The 19,319-nt window shown below is 70.3% G+C and carries 17 protein-coding genes and 4 tRNA genes; 20 read left to right on the plus strand and 1 reads right to left on the minus strand.

What is annotated here, in order from left to right; translation table 11 throughout:
- Nucleotides 1-14 precede the first annotated feature (14 nt).
- The 9 genes from AC1DMN_RS00705 to AC1DMN_RS00745 all read left to right on the plus strand — a co-directional run bounded on the left by AC1DMN_RS00705 (nucleotide 15) and on the right by AC1DMN_RS00745 (nucleotide 9,990).
- Entirely contained in the window at nucleotides 15-1,037 is a 1,023-nt protein-coding gene (locus tag AC1DMN_RS00705) for a zinc-dependent alcohol dehydrogenase (protein WP_477229056.1), read from the plus strand.
- On the plus strand, nucleotides 1,034-1,429 hold the full coding sequence (locus tag AC1DMN_RS00710) for a 6-pyruvoyl trahydropterin synthase family protein (RefSeq protein WP_440731825.1): 396 nt from the start codon (nucleotides 1,034-1,036) through the stop codon (nucleotides 1,427-1,429). The genes AC1DMN_RS00705 and AC1DMN_RS00710 overlap by 4 nt, the downstream gene beginning before the upstream one ends.
- Nucleotides 1,426-2,448: a glycosyltransferase family 4 protein gene (locus AC1DMN_RS00715; protein ID WP_477229057.1), complete on the plus strand. Its 1,023-nt coding sequence runs from the start codon at nucleotides 1,426-1,428 to the stop codon at nucleotides 2,446-2,448. The genes AC1DMN_RS00710 and AC1DMN_RS00715 overlap by 4 nt, the downstream gene beginning before the upstream one ends.
- Entirely contained in the window at nucleotides 2,445-3,260 is an 816-nt protein-coding gene (locus tag AC1DMN_RS00720) for an SAM-dependent methyltransferase (RefSeq protein ID WP_477229058.1), read from the plus strand. The genes AC1DMN_RS00715 and AC1DMN_RS00720 overlap by 4 nt, the downstream gene beginning before the upstream one ends.
- On the plus strand, nucleotides 3,248-4,213 hold the full coding sequence (locus tag AC1DMN_RS00725; protein ID WP_477229059.1) for a lysylphosphatidylglycerol synthase transmembrane domain-containing protein: 966 nt from the start codon (nucleotides 3,248-3,250) through the stop codon (nucleotides 4,211-4,213). Before AC1DMN_RS00720 ends, AC1DMN_RS00725 begins: the two co-directional genes overlap by 13 nt.
- A complete protein-coding gene (locus AC1DMN_RS00730; RefSeq protein ID WP_441977779.1) occupies nucleotides 4,210-4,962 on the plus strand; it encodes a RibD family protein in 753 nt (250 codons plus the stop codon). The genes AC1DMN_RS00725 and AC1DMN_RS00730 overlap by 4 nt, the downstream gene beginning before the upstream one ends.
- A 92-nt stretch (nucleotides 4,963-5,054) precedes the next feature.
- Nucleotides 5,055-6,632 (plus strand): alkaline phosphatase family protein, encoded by a 1,578-nt coding sequence (locus AC1DMN_RS00735; protein WP_477229060.1) that lies wholly within the window; start codon nucleotides 5,055-5,057, stop codon nucleotides 6,630-6,632.
- Nucleotides 6,633-6,667: 35 nt separating this feature from the next.
- Nucleotides 6,668-8,803, plus strand: a complete 2,136-nt coding sequence (gene pta / locus AC1DMN_RS00740) for a phosphate acetyltransferase (RefSeq protein WP_477229061.1) — start codon at nucleotides 6,668-6,670, stop codon at nucleotides 8,801-8,803.
- Nucleotides 8,800-9,990, plus strand: a complete 1,191-nt coding sequence (locus AC1DMN_RS00745) for an acetate/propionate family kinase (protein WP_477229062.1) — start codon at nucleotides 8,800-8,802, stop codon at nucleotides 9,988-9,990. Before pta ends, AC1DMN_RS00745 begins: the two co-directional genes overlap by 4 nt.
- 18 nt (nucleotides 9,991-10,008) lie before the next feature.
- Here the strand turns inward: AC1DMN_RS00745 and AC1DMN_RS00750 are convergent, their stop codons facing one another.
- Nucleotides 10,009-12,009 (minus strand): ATP-dependent helicase, encoded by a 2,001-nt coding sequence (locus tag AC1DMN_RS00750; protein ID WP_477229063.1) that lies wholly within the window; start codon nucleotides 12,007-12,009, stop codon nucleotides 10,009-10,011.
- Nucleotides 12,010-12,149: 140 nt separating this feature from the next.
- Here AC1DMN_RS00750 and AC1DMN_RS00755 point away from each other — a divergent pair.
- The 11 genes from AC1DMN_RS00755 to AC1DMN_RS00805 all read left to right on the plus strand — a co-directional run bounded on the left by AC1DMN_RS00755 (nucleotide 12,150) and on the right by AC1DMN_RS00805 (nucleotide 19,286).
- Nucleotides 12,150-12,225, plus strand: a tRNA-Val gene (locus AC1DMN_RS00755).
- Between the two features lie 157 nt (nucleotides 12,226-12,382).
- Nucleotides 12,383-12,856: an SRPBCC domain-containing protein gene (locus AC1DMN_RS00760; RefSeq protein ID WP_477229064.1), complete on the plus strand. Its 474-nt coding sequence runs from the start codon at nucleotides 12,383-12,385 to the stop codon at nucleotides 12,854-12,856.
- A complete protein-coding gene (locus AC1DMN_RS00765; RefSeq protein ID WP_477229065.1) occupies nucleotides 12,853-13,167 on the plus strand; it encodes an ArsR/SmtB family transcription factor in 315 nt (104 codons plus the stop codon). The genes AC1DMN_RS00760 and AC1DMN_RS00765 overlap by 4 nt, the downstream gene beginning before the upstream one ends.
- A gap of 89 nt (nucleotides 13,168-13,256) precedes the next feature.
- A complete protein-coding gene (locus AC1DMN_RS00770; RefSeq protein ID WP_477229066.1) occupies nucleotides 13,257-14,051 on the plus strand; it encodes an SDR family NAD(P)-dependent oxidoreductase in 795 nt (264 codons plus the stop codon).
- Nucleotides 14,052-14,207: 156 nt separating this feature from the next.
- Nucleotides 14,208-14,283: transfer RNA gene (locus AC1DMN_RS00775), tRNA-Gly, on the plus strand.
- 48 nt (nucleotides 14,284-14,331) lie between these two features.
- Nucleotides 14,332-14,402 (plus strand) — tRNA-Cys (locus tag AC1DMN_RS00780).
- A gap of 30 nt (nucleotides 14,403-14,432) precedes the next feature.
- Nucleotides 14,433-14,504 (plus strand) — tRNA-Val (locus tag AC1DMN_RS00785).
- Between the two features lie 89 nt (nucleotides 14,505-14,593).
- Nucleotides 14,594-15,196, plus strand: a complete 603-nt coding sequence (locus AC1DMN_RS00790; protein ID WP_477229067.1) for a YdcF family protein — start codon at nucleotides 14,594-14,596, stop codon at nucleotides 15,194-15,196.
- Nucleotides 15,197-15,291: 95 nt separating this feature from the next.
- Entirely contained in the window at nucleotides 15,292-16,536 is a 1,245-nt protein-coding gene (locus AC1DMN_RS00795) for a low temperature requirement protein A (RefSeq protein WP_477229068.1), read from the plus strand.
- A 264-nt stretch (nucleotides 16,537-16,800) separates the two neighbouring features.
- Nucleotides 16,801-18,729 (plus strand): threonine--tRNA ligase, encoded by a 1,929-nt coding sequence (gene thrS, locus AC1DMN_RS00800; RefSeq protein WP_477229329.1) that lies wholly within the window; start codon nucleotides 16,801-16,803, stop codon nucleotides 18,727-18,729.
- A complete protein-coding gene (locus AC1DMN_RS00805; protein WP_477229069.1) occupies nucleotides 18,726-19,286 on the plus strand; it encodes an HIT family protein in 561 nt (186 codons plus the stop codon). Before thrS ends, AC1DMN_RS00805 begins: the two co-directional genes overlap by 4 nt.
- Nucleotides 19,287-19,319: the final 33 nt, after the last annotated feature.

The following is a 19,319-nucleotide window of genomic DNA, read 5'->3' on the forward strand; positions in this document are numbered from 1 at the left end:
CTTTCATGGTAGTCATGGGTGACACGACGCAGCGGGCGCTCGAGGTTCACGCGGATCGCGCAGAGACGGCGACCGCGTGGTGGACGACGGGCCAGGGACATGGCGAGTTCCGCAGCGAACAGGTGCGGCCCGCCGCCCCGGGCGAGGTCTCGGTGCGCACCCTGTGGACAGGGATCAGCCGCGGCACGGAGTCGCTCGTCGCGCGCGGGGCGGTGCCTGACTCCGAGCACGAGCGGATGCGCGCTCCCTTCCAGGACGGCGACTTCCCCTTCCCCGTCAAATACGGCTACCTCAACGTCGGCGTGGTCGAGGACGGCCCGCTGCCGCTGCGGGGACGGACGGTGTTCGCGCTGGTCCCGCACCAGTCGGGGTACGTCGCGCCGGAGGGAGCCGTCGTGCCCGTGCCCGAAGGCGTGCCGGCCCGGCGGGCGGTGCTCGCGGGGGCGGTGGAGACCGCAGTGAACGTGCTCTGGGACGCAGCACCCGCCATCGGCGACCGCGTGCTCATCGTCGGGGCCGGGATGATCGGCTGCGCCGTGGCACGCTTGGCGAGCGGCATCCCCGGAGTCGAGGTCACCGTGGTCGACATCGACCCCGAGAAGCGGAGCGTCGTCGAGGCGCTCGGTGCGCGGTTCGCCGGCGCTGCGGCTCCGCCCGGCGACGCGGACGTGGTGATCGAGGCCAGCGGATCCGGTGCCGGACTGCAGTTGGCGCTGCGGTGCGCGCCCACGGACGGCGAGGTGCTCGTGGCGAGCTGGTACGGCGCCGAACCGGTGTCGCTCGAGTTGGGTGCAGACTTCCACTCGCGCCGGCTGAGGATCCGCTCGAGCCAGGTCGGCGCAGTCGCCACGACCCGTCGCGGTCGGCGGAGCACGCGGGATCGGCTCACACTCGCGCTCAGCCTTCTGCAGGACCCCGCGTTCGACGTCCTGCTCGGGGCGACCGCATCGTGGCGGCAGCTGCCGGACGTGACTGCGGGCCTCGCCGACGGCACCGCGGCCGAGCTCTGCCAGACCATCGATTGGAGCAGGCCATGACCTTCGCCGTGACGGTCCGTGACCACCTGATGATCGCCCACAGCCTTCGCGGCGAAGTCTTCGGACCCGCGCAGCGACTGCATGGCGCGACCTATGTCGTCGACGCCTCCTTCCGCGCCGCGGAGCTCGATCCGGACGGAATCGTCGTGGATATCGGTCGGGCCTCGGCCGCGCTGCACGAGATCGTCGATGCGCTCTCGTACCGCAACCTCGATGACGAGCCCGACCTGCAGGGCGTCAACACCACGACCGAGCGGCTGTGCCAGATCATCGGCGACAGGCTCGCAGGGCGGGCGCGCGACGGCGGCTTCGGCGATGCCAGGCTGACCGGCATCGCCGTGACCCTGCACGAATCGCACATCGCGTGGGCCTCCTACGAGGTGACGATGTGACCGGCCGCGCCGTCACCTTCCTCGTCCCCGAGGGGATCGACGATCCCGCCCGGGTGAGCGGCGGAAACGTGTACGACCGGCGCGTGCGCGACGGCCTGGGCGCCCGCGGATGGCGCGTCACGACCGTCGAGACGAGCGGCTCCTCCGACGCGGCGGCCGCCCTCGGGGAGGTTCCGCGCGGCGCGACCGTGCTCGTGGACGGGCTCATCGCCCTCAGGGCATCGGAGGCGTTGGCCGAGGCGTCGGCCCGGGTGCGGACGGTGGTCCTGGCGCACATGGTCGCGGCGGCGTTCCCGGATGCGACGGCGCGGACGACGGATGCGGAGCGTCGTGCCCTGACGGCAGCGGACCACGTGATCGTGACGAGCCGGTGGACAGCGGAGGAGCTCCGCCGGCGCGGGCTGGCGGACTCCGACCGCGTGACGATCGCGGTGCCGGGAGTCGACGTGCCCCGGGCTCAGGCGTCCTCCGCCGCGGAGACGAGCGCGCTGAACCTTCTCTGCGTCGGCATCGTGGCGCCGCACAAAGGACAGGACCTGCTGCTCGCCGCACTCGATCGACTGTCAGGACGGGGCTGGACGTGCCGCATCGTCGGATCCTCCCCAACGTCCGGCAGCTTCGCCTCCTCGGTGGCACGCAAGGCACAGCGGTTCTCCGGCAGGGTGCGGCTCACCGGTGTGCTCGAGGGGCCAGAGCTCGCCGCGGAGTATCGCCGCAGCGGGTTGCTCGTGGCGCCGTCCCGCGTGGAGAGCTCGGGCATGGCGATCGCCGAGGCCCGCGGGCACGGCGTGCCCGTCCTGGCCGCGGCGGTGGGAGGCATCCCCGACACCGTCGCCGGAGGCGGGGCCCTCCTCGTCCCACCCGAGGATCCCGGTGCCCTCGCGGCCGCTCTTGATGGCTGGATGACGGATCCGGCGCTGCGCCGGCGGCTGCGCGCCGAGACCCGCGCCGCTCGCGACAGCCTGCCGAGCTGGTCGGACACGGTGGATGCCGTGTCCGTCGCGCTGGAGACGTCATGAGCTCCGTCTCGACCGCAACTCCGTCGTGGCTCGCGCTGCGATCCGCGGCGGATGACGCCGCTCGCTCGACGGAGCTCGCTGCCGTGCTCGCGCGCATGCTGCCGTCCGGGCCGGTCGTGCTGCACGACCTCGGGGCCGGAACCGGCGGCATGACCCGGTGGCTCGCCCCTCGGCTGCCCGGCCCCCAGGAGTGGGTGCTGCGCGACGGGGACGCAGGGATCCTCGACCACCTCGACCTCGACGCGGTCGCCGACGACGCCGGGAGGCCGATCCGCATCATCACGAGCGTCGAGGTACTGGAAGCACTGGATGCTCGGGCGTTCGCCGGCGCGTCCGCCGTCACTGCCTCCGCCCTGCTCGACGTCGTCACCCGCGACGAGGCGGCCCGCATCGTCCGTGCCTGCGTCGAGGCGGGTGCTCCCGCGTTCTTCAGCCTCTCCGTCATGGGAGTGGTGGTCCTCGATCCTCCCGATGACATCGACGCCACCCTCGGAGACGCGTTCAACGCGCACCAGCGGCGGGACGCCGACGGACGGCGGCTGCTGGGCCCGGATGCCGCTCCCGTCCTGGCGAGGCTGTTCGCCGACGCCGGATGGAGGATCCGAACGAGCTCGACGCCGTGGCATCTCGGCCCCGCGGACGCGCCCCTGGTCGCCGCGTGGCTGGACGGCTGGGTCGATGCGGCCGTCGAGCAGCGTCCCGAACTCGCAGACGATGCCGCCGCCTATCTCGCCCGGAGAAGTGCCCAGCTCGACGAGGGAACGCTGCGCGTCACCGTCTCGCACCAGGATGTGCTCGCATGGCCGCGGTGAGCCCCTTCTCGGAGGGCGCCCTCCCGTACGCGCCCGACGCAGCGGATCGGCGGCGCGATCACTCCCCGATCCGCTTCGCCGCCCGCGTCGGCGCCGGAATCGCGATCCTGGTCGCGACGGTGCTGATCGTCGGACTCGGCCCGTTCCTGCGCGGCCTCGCCGCCATCTCGCCGCTGTCCGTGCTGGCGGCCCTCGTGCTTGCGGTGATCGCGACCTCGGCCGCCGCGTGGCGCTGGAGGGTCGTCGCCACCGGCTACGGGCTGACGCTGAGCCGGCGCGCCGGATTCGCCGCCTACTACCGGTCGCAGTTCCTCAATGCCGTGCTTCCGGCGGGCATCCTCGGCGACGTGCATCGCGCCTGGGCGCACGGCCGGGACCAGGCGCGCCTGGGCATCGCCGCTCGTGCCGTGGCCCTCGAACGGATCCTCGGGCAGATCGTGCAGGTCGCGCTGACGCTCGCGATCCTGTTGCCGCTCGGGTTCGGATCCTCGCTGGTGCCGCTCGTCTGGGGCGCGGGAGGGATCGCGGCCGGGATCGTCGTGATGGCGGTCGCAGCGGTCGCCCTGCCGCGCCCGCTGCGGCTCCTGCGGCAGGAGTACCTCCTGCTCCGCCCGGTGCTGGCAAGACCGGCCGCGCTGCTCGCGATCATCACCGCATCGGTCGTGGTCGTGGCGTCGCACGTCGCGCTGTTCCTCGTGGCGTCCCTCGCCGTCGGACTGCGGCCCGACGGTGCGATCGCGGCGGTCGGCCTCGTCGTGCTCGCAGCCTCCGCCATCCCGCTCAACGTCGGCGGCTGGGGCCCGAGGGAGGCCGTGGCCGGCGCGGCATTCGCACTCGTCGGCCTCGGCGCCTCCGCCGGCGTGTCCGCCTCCGCCGCGTTCGGCGCGCTGGCGCTCATCGGCGTGCTGCCGGGCGCGATCGTGCTTCTCGTCGAGCAGAGGAGAAGGCCATGAGCGAGCGACCGTACGTCACTCTCAGCTGTGCGATGTCGATCGACGGGTACCTCGACGGCTCCGCACCGCGCCGCCTGGCGATGTCGAACGAGGCCGACTTCGACCGGGTCGACGAGGTGCGCTCCCGCAACGACGCGATCCTGGTGGGCGCGTCGACGGTGCGGCGGGACAACCCTCGACTGCTGGTCCGGGATACCGGGCGGCGTGCGCGGCGGCTGTCGTCCGGATGCGCTGCGTCTCCGATGAAGGTGACGGTGACGGCGTCGGGTGATCTGTCCCCGGACGCCGCGTTCTTCACCGCGGGGGAGGTGCCGCGTCTGGTGTACACCCCGTTGCAGGGCGTGCGCAGTCTTCGCTCACGGCTCGGCGAGCGGGCCACGGTGGTCGGCCTCGGCGCGCAGGTGACCATGGCCGCCGTGCTCGACGACCTCGGCGAACGCCGCGCAGTCCGCCGGCTCATGGTCGAGGGAGGCGGTGCCGTGCTCACCCAGTTCCTCCAGGCGGACCTGGTCGATGAGCTGCAGCTCGTGATCGCGCCGTTCTTCGTCGGCGAGCCGGGCGCACCCCGGGCCGCGGCCGCGGGCCGGTACCCCTGGACGGCGTCCCGTCGCGCCCGTCTGGCGGGTACGCGGCAGATCGGCGACGTGGTGCTGTTGCGCTACGCCCTGTCGGATCGCTGCGACGTCCGCCCGGATGACGGCGATCCCGCCGTCCGGGATCGCGCGATCGCCGCTTCCGCATGGTCATGAGCCCGTCGGCCCGGCGTCGAACCTCAGGAGGGTCGCGCCTCGGTTCGGCCCCGGCGCAGAGGGGAGGGGGCGCCGGTCTGGCCGTCGCGATCGTGGCGCTCGTCGTCCTCCCGCTCGTGCCGGGTCTGCTGGCGACGGATCGGCCCGCTCCCGGGCTGAACGGACTCCTCGGAATCCCCGCGGAGTCGCTCCTGATCGTGCTTCTGCTCCTGCTCGTTCCGTGGCGCGCCGTGCGCCGTGTCCTAGCCGGGGTGTTCGGTGTGTTCGTCACCTCTGCCCTTGCTCTCGCCGGAATCGACCGCGGATTCCGTACCACCGTCGGAACCCCGTTCGTCCTCGTGGACTGGCCGCAGCTCGGATCCGCCTATGGGGTCGTCGTCGACTCGGTGGGCCCCTTCCTCGCAGAGCTGCTGCTGCTCAGCCTCCTCTGCGCCGCCCTCGCGTGCGCGATGCTGCTGGCCTGGGCCTCCCTCCGCGTCTCGGAAGTGGTGCAGCGACGTGCCGCGGGACGAGTCGTGATCGCGGGACTCGCGGTGGTGTGGCTGGTCGCAGGGGTCGTGGCGCCGCCGCCGACCGGCGATCCCCTCGCCTCCGCCGCCTCGGTCGGCTCCGTCGCGACCGCGGTGTCGCGCACCGAGCGCGTGCTCGCGGAGCAGGCGGCGGTCGCGCGTGCCATCGCGGAGGATCCGTTCGCGGCCATGCCCTCGTCTCGCCTGCTCAGCGGACTCCGGGGCAAGGACGTCGTGGTCGCGTTCGTCGAGAGCTACGGCCGGGTCGCGCTGGAGGGCGCGGGGAACGCCGACGGCGTGACGGATGTGCTCCGGGCCGGGAACGCCTCCCTGGTCGCCGACGGGTACGCCGCGCAAAGCGCCTGGCTCACATCGCCCACCTACGGCGGGCTGAGCTGGCTCGCGCACGGCACCCTGCAAACCGGCGTGTGGACGCCGACGCAGCAGGCATACGATCAGCTCGTCGCCAGCGACCGCCTTTCCTTGGCGCGGGCGTTCGGTGAAGCCGGGTGGCGGACGGTGTCCGACGTGCCCTCCGACACCGAGGCCTGGCGCACCGGGTCGTCCTTCTATCGATATGACTCGCTGGTCGGCGCGAGGGATGTCGGTTACCGCGGCCCTGGCTTCGGCTACGCGCGCATTCCCGACCAGTTCACACTCAAGCACTTCGCCGACACGGAGCTCACGGGTCCGCATGATCCCGTGATGGCCGAGATCGACCTGGTGTCGTCGCACACCCCGTGGGCGCCACTGCCGCAACTGGTGCCCTGGGAGCAGATCGGCGACGGCTCTGTCTACGTCCCGCAGCCGGGTCAGAGCGAATCCGCAGGAACGGTCTGGCAGAGCGCGGAGACGGTCCAGCGCTTCTATGGGCAGTCGGTGCAGTACTCGCTCGGATCCCTGCTTTCGTTCCTCGAGAACGTCGACGATCCGAACCTCGTGGTCATCGTCCTCGGCGATCACCAGCCCGCCGAGATCGTGAGCGGCGCCGGCGCCTCGCACGACGTGCCGATCAGCGTCATCGCCCGCGACCCCGCGGTGTTCGCGGCGATCGACGGCTGGGGGTGGACGCGCGGCCTTCAGCCGGGTGACGGCTCTCCGGTCTGGCGCATGGATGCTTTCCGGGATCGCCTCTTCGCCGCGTTCAGCGAGAAGCCATGAGCGGCAGCGAGGGAGCGGGCACGTAGGCTGAGGGCGTGGCGAAGAGCATCCTCATCACGTCCATCGAAGGTCACTCCGGCAAGTCGCTTGTCGCGCTGGGTGTGATCGACGCGCTGAGCAGAGCCGCTGCCCGAGTGGGCGTGTTCCGTCCGGTCAGCCGTGCGAGCGACGGCTCCGACGACGTGCTGGAGATGCTGCTGAGCCGCACCGAGGTCGGGCTCGATGCGGCCGAGTGCATCGGCGTCGGCTATGACGAGCTCCACGCCGACCCCGACGCGGCCCTCGGGCGGATCCTGCAGCGTTATCGTGCGGTGGAGGCGCAGTGCGACGCTGTCGTGATCCTGGGCAGCGACTACACGGATGTGGCGGCTCCCGCGGAACTAGGGGTCAACGCGCGGATCGCGGCGAACCTGGGGGCGCCGGTGCTGCTCGTGCTGGGCGGAAGAGACACGGCGGGGCACGGCGAGCGCCTCGGCGTCACCGAGGCGCGCACACCCGCGCAGGTGGGCCAGCTCGCCAGGCTCGGCATGGCCGAGCTGGCACAGGAGCGGGCCGTGCTCTCCGCGATCGTCGTCAACCGCGCCGACGGTGCGCAGCGCGATCAGATCGCGGCCGCCGTCGCGGCGGTGCTGGGGGAGCGGCCGCCGACCGCCGAGGAGGTGCCGGTGTGGGTGATCCCGGAGGATCGCTCGCTCGTTGCGCCCTCCGTGCGCGGTGTGCGCACGGCACTGGACGGGCGAATGGTCCGCGGTGATGAGGAGCTCCTCGACCGTGAGGTGCTGGACGTGGTGATCGCGGGCATGTCCATGGTGAACGTGCTGCCACGGCTCATCGAGTCGTCGGTGGTCGTGGTGCCTGCCGATCGCGAGGAGGTACTGCTGGCCACCCTGCTGGCGCAGGCGGCGGGAACCTTCCCGTCGATCGCCGCGATCGTGCTGAACGGGCCGTTCGCGCTGCCAGAGCCGATCGAACGCCTGCTCGACGGGCTGGGGCCGCGGGTGCCCATCATCGCGACGGATCACGGCACCTACGACACCACCGTGCGCATCATGAATGCGCCGGGCCGCCTCTCGGTGGACGCGCCGCACCGGGTGGGCCGGGCGCTGGCGATGTTCGAGCAGAACGTCGACGTGCCGGCTCTCATCGCGCGGCTGGGCGTCGCGCGCTCGGATGTCGTGACACCGCTGATGTTCCAGTACGAGCTGTTCGACCGGGCGCGCACCGAGCGCCGCACGATCGTGCTCCCGGAGGGTGGCGACGATCGCGTGCTCCGGGCTGCGGGTGCGGTCCTCGCCGGTGGGATCGCAGACCTGGTGATCCTCGGTGAGGAGGCGGCGGTGCGGGCTCGCGCCAGGGAGCTCGGAGTCGACCTGGACGCGGCGCGCATCGTGTCGCCGACGGATCCCGAGCTCGTGCCGCGGTTCGCGGAGGAGTACGCGCGGCTGCGTGCGCACAAGGGCGTCACCGTCGCCCAGGCGGCCGACACCGTCACCGACGTCTCCTATTTCGGCACCCTCATGGTGCACCTGGGCCTCGCCGACGGCATGGTGTCCGGTGCCGCGCACACCACCGCGCACACGATCCGCCCCGCGTTCGAGATCATCAAGACGCAGCCCGGGGTCTCCGTGGTGTCCTCGGTCTTCCTGATGGCTCTCGCGGACCGCGTCCTGGTCTATGGTGACTGCGCGGTGATCCCGGATCCGACCAGCGAGCAGCTCGCCGACATCGCGATCTCCTCGGCCGCGACGGCGACCGCGTTCGGCATCGGGCCCCGGGTCGCGATGCTCTCGTACTCGACGGGGGACTCCGGATCCGGCGCCGAAGTCGAGAAGGTGCGCGCCGCGACCGACTTGGTGCGTGAACGTGCGCCGGAGCTGCCCGTGGAGGGACCGATCCAGTACGATGCCGCGGCCGACGCGTCAGTCGCCAGGGCGAAGCTTCCCGGGTCATCGGTGGCCGGCCGGGCCACCGTGTTCGTGTTCCCGGATCTGAACACCGGCAACAACACCTACAAGGCCGTGCAGCGATCCGCCGGCGCGGTGGCGATGGGGCCGGTGCTGCAAGGGCTCAACAAGCCCATCAACGACCTCTCCCGCGGCGCTCTCGTCGAGGACATCGTCAACACGATCGCGATCACCGCGATCCAGGCCCAGCAGGGGAGCGCCTCGTGAGCATCGTCCTGGTCATCAACAGCGGATCCTCGTCCTTCAAGTACCAACTCGTCGACGTCGCCGGCGGTGTCGCCCTGGCCTCGGGGCTGGTCGAGCGCATCGGCCAGCCGGAGGGTCGAGCGGTCCATGTCGATGCTCAAGGACACGAGACTGAGCGGATCCTGCCGCTCCCCGACCACACCGTCGGGTTCCAGGTGATGCTGGACGCTTTCGATGCGCACGGGCCGTCCCTCGAGGAGTCCCCTCCCACGGCGCTCGGGCACAGGGTGGTGCACGGCGGCGCGCGCTTCTTCGAGCCGACGCTCATCACCCCGCTCGTGGAGATCAACATCGACGAGCTCTCCGCGCTCGCTCCGCTGCACAATCCCGGCGCGCTCCAGGGCATCCGCGCGGCGAAGGCCGCCTTCCCGGACGTGCCGCATGTCGCAGTGTTCGACACGGCTTTCCACCAGACCCTCGCGCCCGCCGCGTACACCTACGCGATCGACCGCGAGCTCGCCGAGGCGCACCGGATCCGCCGGTACGGCTTCCACGGGACCTCGCACAAGTACGTGTCCGAGGCGGCCGCGGCGTTCGTCGGCGGTGAGCGGGACGACCTGCGCCAGATCGTGTTCCACCTCGGCAACGGCGCCTCGGTGACCGCGGTGCGCGGAGGACGCTCGGTGGAGACGTCGATGGGCATGACGCCCCTGGAAGGGCTCGTGATGGGCACGCGCTCGGGCGACATCGACCCCGCCGTGCTGTTCACGCTGGCCCGTCGGGCCGACATGACGACCCACGACCTCGACGAGCTGCTCAATGCCCGTAGCGGGCTCAAGGGGCTCGCGGGCGTCTCGGACATGCGCGACGTCCTCGCTCGCGCCGCGTCGGGCGACGAGCACGCGGCCCTTGCGTTCGAGGTGTACATCCACCGTCTGCGCGGGTACGCGGGGGCGTACATCGCCCAGCTCGGCGGCGTCGACGTCATCTCGTTCACCGCCGGGGTGGGCGAGAACAACGCGCTGGTCCGCCGGGAGGCGATGGCGACGCTGGGCTTCGCGGGCGTCGAGATCGACCCGGTGCGCAACGAGGCGTCCGGGGCGGGGATCCGCGTCATCTCGACGGATGCGTCCCGAGTGACGGTGCTGGTGGTGCCGACGAACGAGGAACTCGAGATCGCCCGCCAGACAGTGCAGACACTGCCTTGAACAGCCGCGCCCCGGGCGTCACGCGAACAGGGCGTCCAGCTCTCCCAGACTCACGCGGGGACCGGGAGCGGCCGCCGTCGGACCCGGCTCGGGGATCCTCGAATCGAGCACCGTCATGAATGAGAGCGCCGCACTCGTCAGGAATCTGCTCGGCTTGGCCTGCACATGCCGTGCGGTGAACGCCGTCGGGTGCGTCGGCAGCGTCGCCGGTGCATAGACGCTCAACGTGTCGCGTGCGCGGGTGAGCCCGACGTAGAACAGGCGCCGCTCCTCCTCCAGGCCGGCGGGCGAAGTGAGGGCCATGTCCGATGGCATCGCGCCGTCCGTGGCGCGAAGCAGGTGCACGTGCGACCACTCCAGGCCCTTGGCCGAGTGGATCGTGGAAAGCGTCACCCAGTCCTCGTCCAGATGCGGCTGCGCGGCCCAGTCTCCTGCCCGCGTCACCGGATCGATCGCCTGCTCGCCGACGAACGTGCGGAGGTCGCTCTGACGCCCCGCGGCTTCGGCGATCTCCTGGACATCGGACGCTCTGCGCTGCCAGTCGGGGTAGTGCTGCTCCAGCAGCGCCGAGACGGCGTCATGGCAGGCCTCCACCAGATCCGGCACGGGGGACTGGGCATCGACGACGCCGAGCAGTGAGAGCGTGGTCGCGAGCCCGACGCGGGCGGTCGGGGGTGCGGCGGCGATCGCCTCGGACCCTCCTGCGATGCCCTGATCCGCGAGGATGCCTGCGAGCCGCCGCGCGCTCACCTTGCCGAGGCCGCGGTGCCGGGTGAGCAGGCGGTACCACGCGATTTCGTCGCCCGGATTGAGCACCACACGGAATGCCGCGAGCAGGTCTCGGACGTGGGCGGTCTCGAGGTAGCCGATGCCCCCGAACTTGACGAACGGGATGTCGCGGACCTTGAGCTCGACCTCGAGCATCGCACTGTGCGATCCGGTGCGCATCAGCGCGGCCTGCTCCCGCAAGGGCACCCCGTCGGCATGGGCGGCCAGGATCCGATCTGCGACGGCGCGGGCCTCGTCGTCGGCGTTCTCGCATCGGACGAGTTCGGGGCGCGGCGCGGTTCCCGCACGATCCGCGACGAGCCGGATCGGGAAGTCCTCCGGCCGGGCGGCGTTCGCGAGGTCGAGGATCGGCTGCGTCGAGCGGAAGTTCCGCTCGAGGCGAATGAGCTCGGCGTCGGGATGACGCTCGAGCACCTCCTGGAGCTGGCCGGCCCCGGCGCCGCGGAAGCCGTAGATCGCCTGGGCATCGTCACCCACGACGGTCAGGCCGCGCCCGTCGGGAGCGAGTCCGTGCACGATGTCCGCCTGCACGCGGTTCACGTCCTGGTATTCGTCCACGAGCACCCAGTCCCAGCGCGTGCGCAGCCTCGCACCCACATGGGAGTCGCGGACGAGCGCGCGCCACGCCACCAGGAGGTCGTCGAGGTCGAGAAGGCCGCGGGCGCGCTTCCGCTGCGCATAGGCGCGGAGCAGCCCCATGATCTCGTCGGCGTGTCCGAGCGCCCAGGGGAACTGCTCGGATATCACCTCGCGTCCCTGCTTCTCCAGGCTCACGGCGCGGGAGGCGATGTCGGCCATCGCCCTGCTCGTAGGCATCCGCCGGTCGGTGCCGTCCAGCCCGTGCTCGCTACGCAGCAGATCGATCAGGTCGACGACGTCATCGGGGGCCAGCACAGAGACGTCCACCAGGCCCAGATGCTGCGCGTACTCGGCGACGACGCGGTGCGCCACGGCGTGGAACGTCCCTCCCGCGATGCGCTGGGCGAGCGCCGTGTCGCCGACCATCGCCGCCGCACGCGCGGTCATCGCGCCGGCTGCGCGCCGGGTGAACGTGAGAAGCAGGATCCGCTCCGGGGGCACGCCCGTATCGATCAGCCGTGCCACCCTGCTGGTGAGCACGCGCGTCTTGCCGGTCCCCGCGCCGGTGGCGACGACGAGCGGTCCCTCGCCATACTCGACGGCACGCCGCTGCATCTCGTCCAGCTCTTCGATCACGTCTGTGCTGCTCACGAGGCCGACGGTATCCGGGCCCTCCGACATCGGGGACCGGGGTCGGTGCGCCACGCCCGGCCGACCGGCGCTGTCCTCGTGTGCTCGTCGGATCCGGTATGCTCTTTACCTGTGCCTCCGGGCACGCGAAAACCACAGATGGGCGATTGGCGCAGTTGGTAGCGCGCTTCCTTCACACGGAAGAGGTCGTCGGTTCGAGTCCGGCATCGCCCACCATAGAAAGCCCCTGGGAGCCCCAGGGGCTTTCGTCGTTCCGGTGCTTGTCGACTCGCACGGCGGACCCGGCATCGTGATCGGATCCACACTCCTGGTGTAACCTCTGGGTTGCAGGAGGGTATCGCAGGCTCTCCGGAGGGCCACGGGAGGCGCGTCTATGGCGAGTACGACACGCAATGAGGCGTCGATCGCGGACGACAGGGCCTTCACCGTCACTCGAAGCATCTCGATCGCTGCGCCCGCGGAGAAGGTGTGGCGCGCGATCACCGAACCGGAGCATCTCTCGCTCTGGTTCGGGCGCACCGTTCTCGACAGAGCAGGTGTCGGGACGATGACGTTCGACGGGCATGGTGCCGTCCCGATCCGGGTTGAGGCGATCGACGCGCCTCGATCGGTGACCTACCGCTGGAGCAATGACAACGCCCTCGACCGGCTGCCGGTCGAGCTCGATGAGGAGAACTCGACCGTCTTTCGCTTCACCCTCGCCCCCGAGGGAGAAGGCACGCGACTCACCGTCGTGGAGTCGGGGTTCGAGAAAACCTCGGATCCGCTGGCGAACATCGACAGCCATCGTCGCGGGTGGGATGCCGAGCTCGACAAGCTCATCGCCCTGTTCGGGGGTGTCGCATGACATCGACCCTCGTTCCCGTCTTCGCCGCGCTCGGTGACGAGACGCGATGGAGCATTCTCGCCGCGCTCGGCGAAGGCGACGCGTCGGCGTCCGCTCTTGCCGAGCGGTTCCCCGTGTCGCGGCAGGCCATCGCCAAGCACCTGACTGTTCTCGCGGAGGTCGGTCTGGTCGAGCCCGTCCGCGTGGGGCGCGAGGTCCGATACCGCGTCGTCGGTGCGGAGCTCAGTGCGACTGCGCGACGGCTCGATGCGATCGGGCGGCAATGGGAAGACCGGCTGGCCGCGATCAAGGAGATCGCCGAGGGACTGTAGATCCGCTTACTGCAATTCTATGGTTGCAGTACCCTGTCGCATTGTGCAATCCTGAAGTTGCACAACACGACAGGAGAGGAGGCGGCATCATGCTGCTCGAGAACAAGGTCGCAGTGATCCACGGCGGTGGCGGGTCGATCGGCGCGGCGGCCGCGCGAGTGTTCGCCCGTGAGGGAGCGAGGCTCTTCCTGACCGGTCGGTCGCTCCCTCGCCTCGAGGCCGCGGCAGTCGCGGCCAGGGACGAGGGGGGAGAGGTCTCCGTCACCGTCGTCGATGCGATGGACCAGGCCGCCGTCGACCGCCATGCCGATGACGTCGTCGCGGAGGCCGGGCGCATCGACGTCGCGCTCAACGCTGTCGGCTTCGACCACGTGCAGGGCCTGCCCATCGGCGAGACATCGCTGGAGGACTATCTGCGCCCCGTCGTGGGCTACCTGCAGACCAACTTCGTGACGGCCAAGGCCGTGTCGCGCCACATGATCGCGCAGGGCGGTGGAGTGATCCTGACGATCTCCACGCCGGGCGCCCGCCTCACGGGACGCGGGCTGATCGGCAACGCGGCGCAGTCCGCGGGGCTCGAGGGATTCTCGCGCGCGCTGGCGGGTGAGCTCGGACCCGCGGGCGTGCGGGTCGTGTGCGTGCGCCCGCACGCCATCTCCGATGCGATGGAGACGTCCTACACGCGGGAGATGTTCGGACGTATCGCGGCGGCGGGAGGGATCCCGATGGGGGACTGGGTCGGTGGCCTCGTCGGTACGACACTGCTCGGCCGGCTGCCGGTGCTGGACGAGGTGGCCGAGTATCTGGCGTTCGCCGCATCCGACCGCGCGTCCTCGATGACGGGTGCGATCGCGAATCTGTCGGCAGGGGCGCTCGTCGACTGAGTCGAGGTCGAGACAGGCCGATCCCGGAGGACGCCCGGTTGCCGTCGCCCCTCCGGGATCCCGCCGGACACGCCCGAGAACGGGCCCCGGTTTGGCGAAGCCTCAAACCTCGGCTAATGTATTTCAAGTGCCCGGGACACCGGGGAAACACAAAACGCGGATGTAGCGCAGTTGGTAGCGCACAACCTTGCCAAGGTTGGGGTCGCGAGTTCGAGTCTCGTCATCCGCTCCAGTGCAGGAGCCCCTTCGGGGGCTTCCGCATGTGGGTTCGAATCCACATGGTGGCGTGGCCGAGAGGCTAGGCACCGGCCTGCAAAGCCGTTTACACGGGTTCGAATCCCGTCGCCACCTCGCTTCTCAAAAACTGAATAGCCTGAACAGGCGCGATTGGCGCAGCGGTAGCGCGCTTCCCTGACACGGAAGAGGTCACTGGTTCGATCCCAGTATCGCGCACAACAGAAACCCCCGGTCTTCCGGGGGTTTTGTCGTTTCCGAGGCGAGCCGGAGCGCACACTGCTCCTCGGCTGTCTAACCTGGGGCGCATGCGGAAGTCGCTGCTCCTGATGCTGCCGGCCGGCACAGCCGCGGCGGGGTTCGCATTCTTACTGTGGGGCGAGGTGGTCTCGGCGCACGCGAGCGCGCGGGGTCTCGAGCAAGGTCGCCCCGGCACGCGCCGTGCCGTGCTGGTGCTGGGTTTCGGCAATCGCGGACCTCGGGCCAACGCCGTGAACCGCTACCGCGTGCGCGCCGGCCTTCGCACGTTGCGAAGCGCCGATGACGTGCTGATCTTCTCCGGCGGCGCAGTGCGGGGTCCGGAGCCGGAAGCGCGGATCCTGGCCCGGTACGCCGCCGAGAGGGGATGCCCAGGAAGGGTCCTCCTGGAGACGGAGAGCCACTCGACCGAGGAGAACATCCGCAACTCGATCCCTCTGCTCGAGGGGGCGGAGGAGATCGCCGTCGTCTCGAACGCGCTGCACGCCGAACGGGCCAGGGGACTGCTGGGCGAGCGCCGGCCGGATCTGGCCGCCAGACTCATCCGCGCGGACGACTATCGGTTCGGCGAGATTCCGGTCATCAAGGCCGTCGCCGCCGCGCTCGCGCTCATCGAACGCCGTCGGAGTCGGGTGGATCCGGGCTCGCGCTAGGTTGGACGCTGCATATCCAAGGGGACTGGAAGTCCGAGGGGATCGGGGAGAGCATGACGAACGCCGTCGAAAGATACCGGCATAGGCTGAGCCCGATGCGCGGGCGGTCGCTGCATGAGCAGCACAGAGCGGCCACGCCGCTGGAGCTCTTGTACGACTTGGTCTTCGCCGCCGCGTTCGGGGTCGCCAGTACACAACTGGTGGAGGGCGTCGCAGCCGGATACGGTGGCGCAGCGGTCGGAGCGTTCGCCTTCGCGGTCGCCGCGATCATCTGGGCGTGGATCAACTTCTCTTGGTTCGCGTCGGCGTTCGACACGGACGACTGGCTGTTCCGCGTGTTCACGATGGTGCAGATGGCGGGCGTCATCGTGCTCGCGATCGGCCTGCCGGCCATGTTCGCGTCGCTCGAGGAGCACGGCGCCTTCGACAACCGCGTCATGGTCTCCGGCTACATCGTCATGAGGGTGGGGCTGCTCGCACAGTGGCTGCGCGCCTCGCGCGAACCCGCCTACCGCCGGCACGCCCTCACCTATGTGCTGTTCGTCGCCGTCGCGCAGATCGGCTGGGTCATCGTGGCCTGGGCGCCGCTGCCCCTCGGCGCCGCCTTCGCGGCCGCAGCGGTGTGCTGGCTGATCGAACTGGGCGGCCCCGTCGTCGCCGAGCGCAAGGGCGACGGCGAGCGCAGGGGAACGCCCTGGCACGCACACCACATCGCGGAGCGTTACTCGCTCCTGACGATCATCGCGCTGGGCGAAACGGTCATCGGCACCCTCGCTGCCGCGCAGGAGGTCTCGCACGAGAAGGGGTGGTCCGGAGACACGGTGGTCGTGATCGGCGCCGGTGTCGCGATGACCTTCGCCCTGTGGTGGTCGTACACCGTGATGCCGTCCGGCCCGATCCTCGCCGTGCACCGGAGCCGGTCCTTCGTATGGGGCTACGGGCATGCCTTCATCTTCGCGAGCGTCGCCGCCGTCGGCGCCGGACTGCACGCGATCGGGTTCGCGTACCGGCATGAGGATCCGCTCGCCACGCCCGTCGTCATCCTGATGATCGCGATCCCCGTGATCGTCTTCATGGTGTCGGTCGCGCTGCTGCACTCCTATCTGGTGCACTCGCTCATGCGGGGCCTGCTGCTGCACGCGATCGCGATGATCCTGCCGCTCCTCGGCATCGTGCTGGCCTTCGGCGGGCTCCCGCTGTGGGTCTGCCTGCTCGTGGTGCTGGCCGGGCCGGTGCTCGTCGTGGTCGCCTACGAGGCCGGCGGCTGGCGGCTCGCGCAGCGGCATCTGGACGAGGCGCTGGGTCGGGCCGTGACCGGCCGGCCGCACGGGGCGGCGTAGGATTCTCCTATGGACTTCGCCCGGGTGACGCACGCGACTGTGATCGCGGTCACCGGCACGCGAACTCTCAGGGCCTGAGCGGGCAGGGCGCCTTCGCGTCCGAAGCTGAGCCGAGACCATCGCCAAACTGGAGAACTTCCTTTGTCTGAGAATCCTGTGCCGTCTGAAGCCGCGGCGTCCGCCCCCGAACTGCCGTCCTATCCCTGCGACGGTTTCGCGCTCTACGGCGCGAACGGACCTTTCAGCGACCGCTCCGTCGTCGCCATGCTCGTGAACGGGCAGCAGAAGGACCTCGCCGCCCTCGTGAACGAGGACGACGACGTCCAGCCCATCACCATCGACAGCCCCGAGGGGCTCGCGATCCTGCGCCACTCGACGGCGCACGTGCTCGCGCAGGCCGTGCAGCGCATCAAGCCTCAGGCCAACCTCGGCATCGGTCCGCCCATCACCGACGGCTTCTACTACGACTTCGGCGTCGACACCCCGTTCACCCCCGAGGATGTCAAGGCGATCTCGAAGGAGATGCAGCGGATCCAGCGCGAGGGTCAGCGCTTCGTGCGCCGGGTCGTGACCGACGACGAGGCGCGCGCCGAGCTCGCCGACGAGCCGTTCAAGCTCGAGCTCATCGGGCTGAAGGGTCCAGGCGCCGACAAGACCGAAGGCGCATCGGTCGAGGTGGGCGAGGGCGAACTGACCATCTACGACAACGTCGCCAAGGACGGCGAGGTCGTCTGGAAGGACCTCTGCCGTGGTCCGCATCTGCCGAACACCCGCATGATCGGCAACGGCTGGGACCTCACCCGGATCGCCGCGGCGTACTGGCGAGGATCCGAGAAGAACCCGCAGCTGCAGCGCATCTACGGCACCGCCTGGCCCACCAAGGACGAGCTGCGCGCCTACCAGCAGCGCCTCGAAGAAGCGGCCAAGCGCGACCATCGCCGCCTCGGCAAAGAACTCGACCTGTTCTCCTTCCCCGACGAGATCGGATCCGGCCTGTCGGTCTGGCATCCGCGCGGGGGCATCATCCGCGGCGAGATGGAGCAGCACGCGCGTCGCCGGCACATCGCCGGCGGATACAACTACGTCTACACGCCGCACATCTCCAAGGAGGATCTTTTCCTCACCTCCAACCACCTCGTCACCTACCGCGACGGCATGTTCCCGCCGATCCGGATGGACGAGGAGCGCGACGAGGACGGCCACGTCACCAAGCAGGGCCAGGACTACTACCTGAAGCCCATGAACTGCCCGATGCACATCCTCATCTACAAGGAGCGTGCACGCAGCTATCGCGACCTGCCGCTGCGGTTCGCCGAGAACGGCACCGTCTACCGCAACGAGCTCTCCGGCGCCCTGCACGGTCTCACCCGCGTGCGCGGCTTCACCCAGGACGACTCGCACCTGTTCGTCACCCCGGAGCAGCTGGAGTCCGAAGTCACCAAGGTCCTCGAGTTCATCCTCTCCATGCTGCGCGACTTCGGACTCAGCGACTTCGAGCTCGAGCTCTCGATGCGTGACGACGAGAAGGACAAGTGGATCGGATCCGACGAGTTCTGGGAGTACTCGACGAACGCGCTCCGCAACGTCGCCCTGGCCTCCGGTCTGAAGCTCACCGAGGTGCCCGGCGAGGCGGCCTTCTATGGTCCGAAGATCGACCTCAAGACCACCGACGCGATCGGCCGCGTGTGGCAGCTGTCCACGGTGCAGGTCGACCCCAACCTGCCGGAGCGGTTCGGACTCGAGTTCACGGACAAGGACGGGCAGAAGAAGCGCCCGATCATGATCCACCGCGCGCTGTTCGGCTCGATCGAGCGGTTCTTCGCGATCCTGCTCGAGCACTACGCGGGCGATTTCCCGCTCTGGCTCTCGCCGGTGCAGGTCATGGGCGTGCCCGTGGCGGAGGAGTTCGCGGACTATCTCGATGACGCCGTCGCGGCGCTGCGCGAGGCGGGCGTGCGCGCCGAAGTGGACCACTCCGACGAGCGTATGCAGAAGAAGATCCGCAACCACACCACGGGCAAGGTCCCGCTCATCCTCATCGCGGGGGAGCAGGACCGCGCTGCGGGCACGGTGTCGTTCCGGTTCCGAGACGGGACGCAGGAGAACGGCGTGCCGCTCGCAGAGGCCGTCGAGCGCGTGCGTCGAGCGATCGAGAGCCACGCGCTGATCCAGACCGCGGGCGACCTGGCATGACCGTCGACGGGGGCGCCGCCGGGGACGCGCCGCTGGAGGACGCTGCGCATCTGGTCGGGGTCCCCGACGAGTTCCAGCGCCTCTGGGTGCCGCACCGGATGACCTACATCCAGGCGGGCCCGGAGCCGCTGCGCGAGGAGTGCCCGTTCTGCGAGGCGCCCAAGCACCCCGACGAGGAGCGGCTCATCGTCGCCCGCGGGCATACCGCCTATGTGCTGCTCAATCTGTTCCCGTACAACTCCGGCCACCTGCTCGTCTGCCCGTACCGTCACATCGCGACCTACGACGAGGCGACGGCGGAGGAGGTCGCCGAGATCGGTGCGCTCACGCAGACCGCGATGCGGGTGCTGAAGGCGACATCGCGCTGCGACGGCTTCAACATCGGCATGAACCAGGGCGCGGTCGCCGGCGCCGGCGTGGATGCGCACCTGCATCAGCACGTGGTGCCGCGCTGGAACAGCGACGCCAACTTCTTCCCGATCATCGCGAAGACGAAGGCGCTGCCGCAGCTGCTCGGAGACGTGCGCAACACGGTCGCGGCGGCCTGGCCCGTCTGAGGCGGCCGTGCGCCGCGCGAGGGCATGGGGCGA

The organism is Microbacterium sp. 01T413_2 (genome assembly GCF_056398985.1).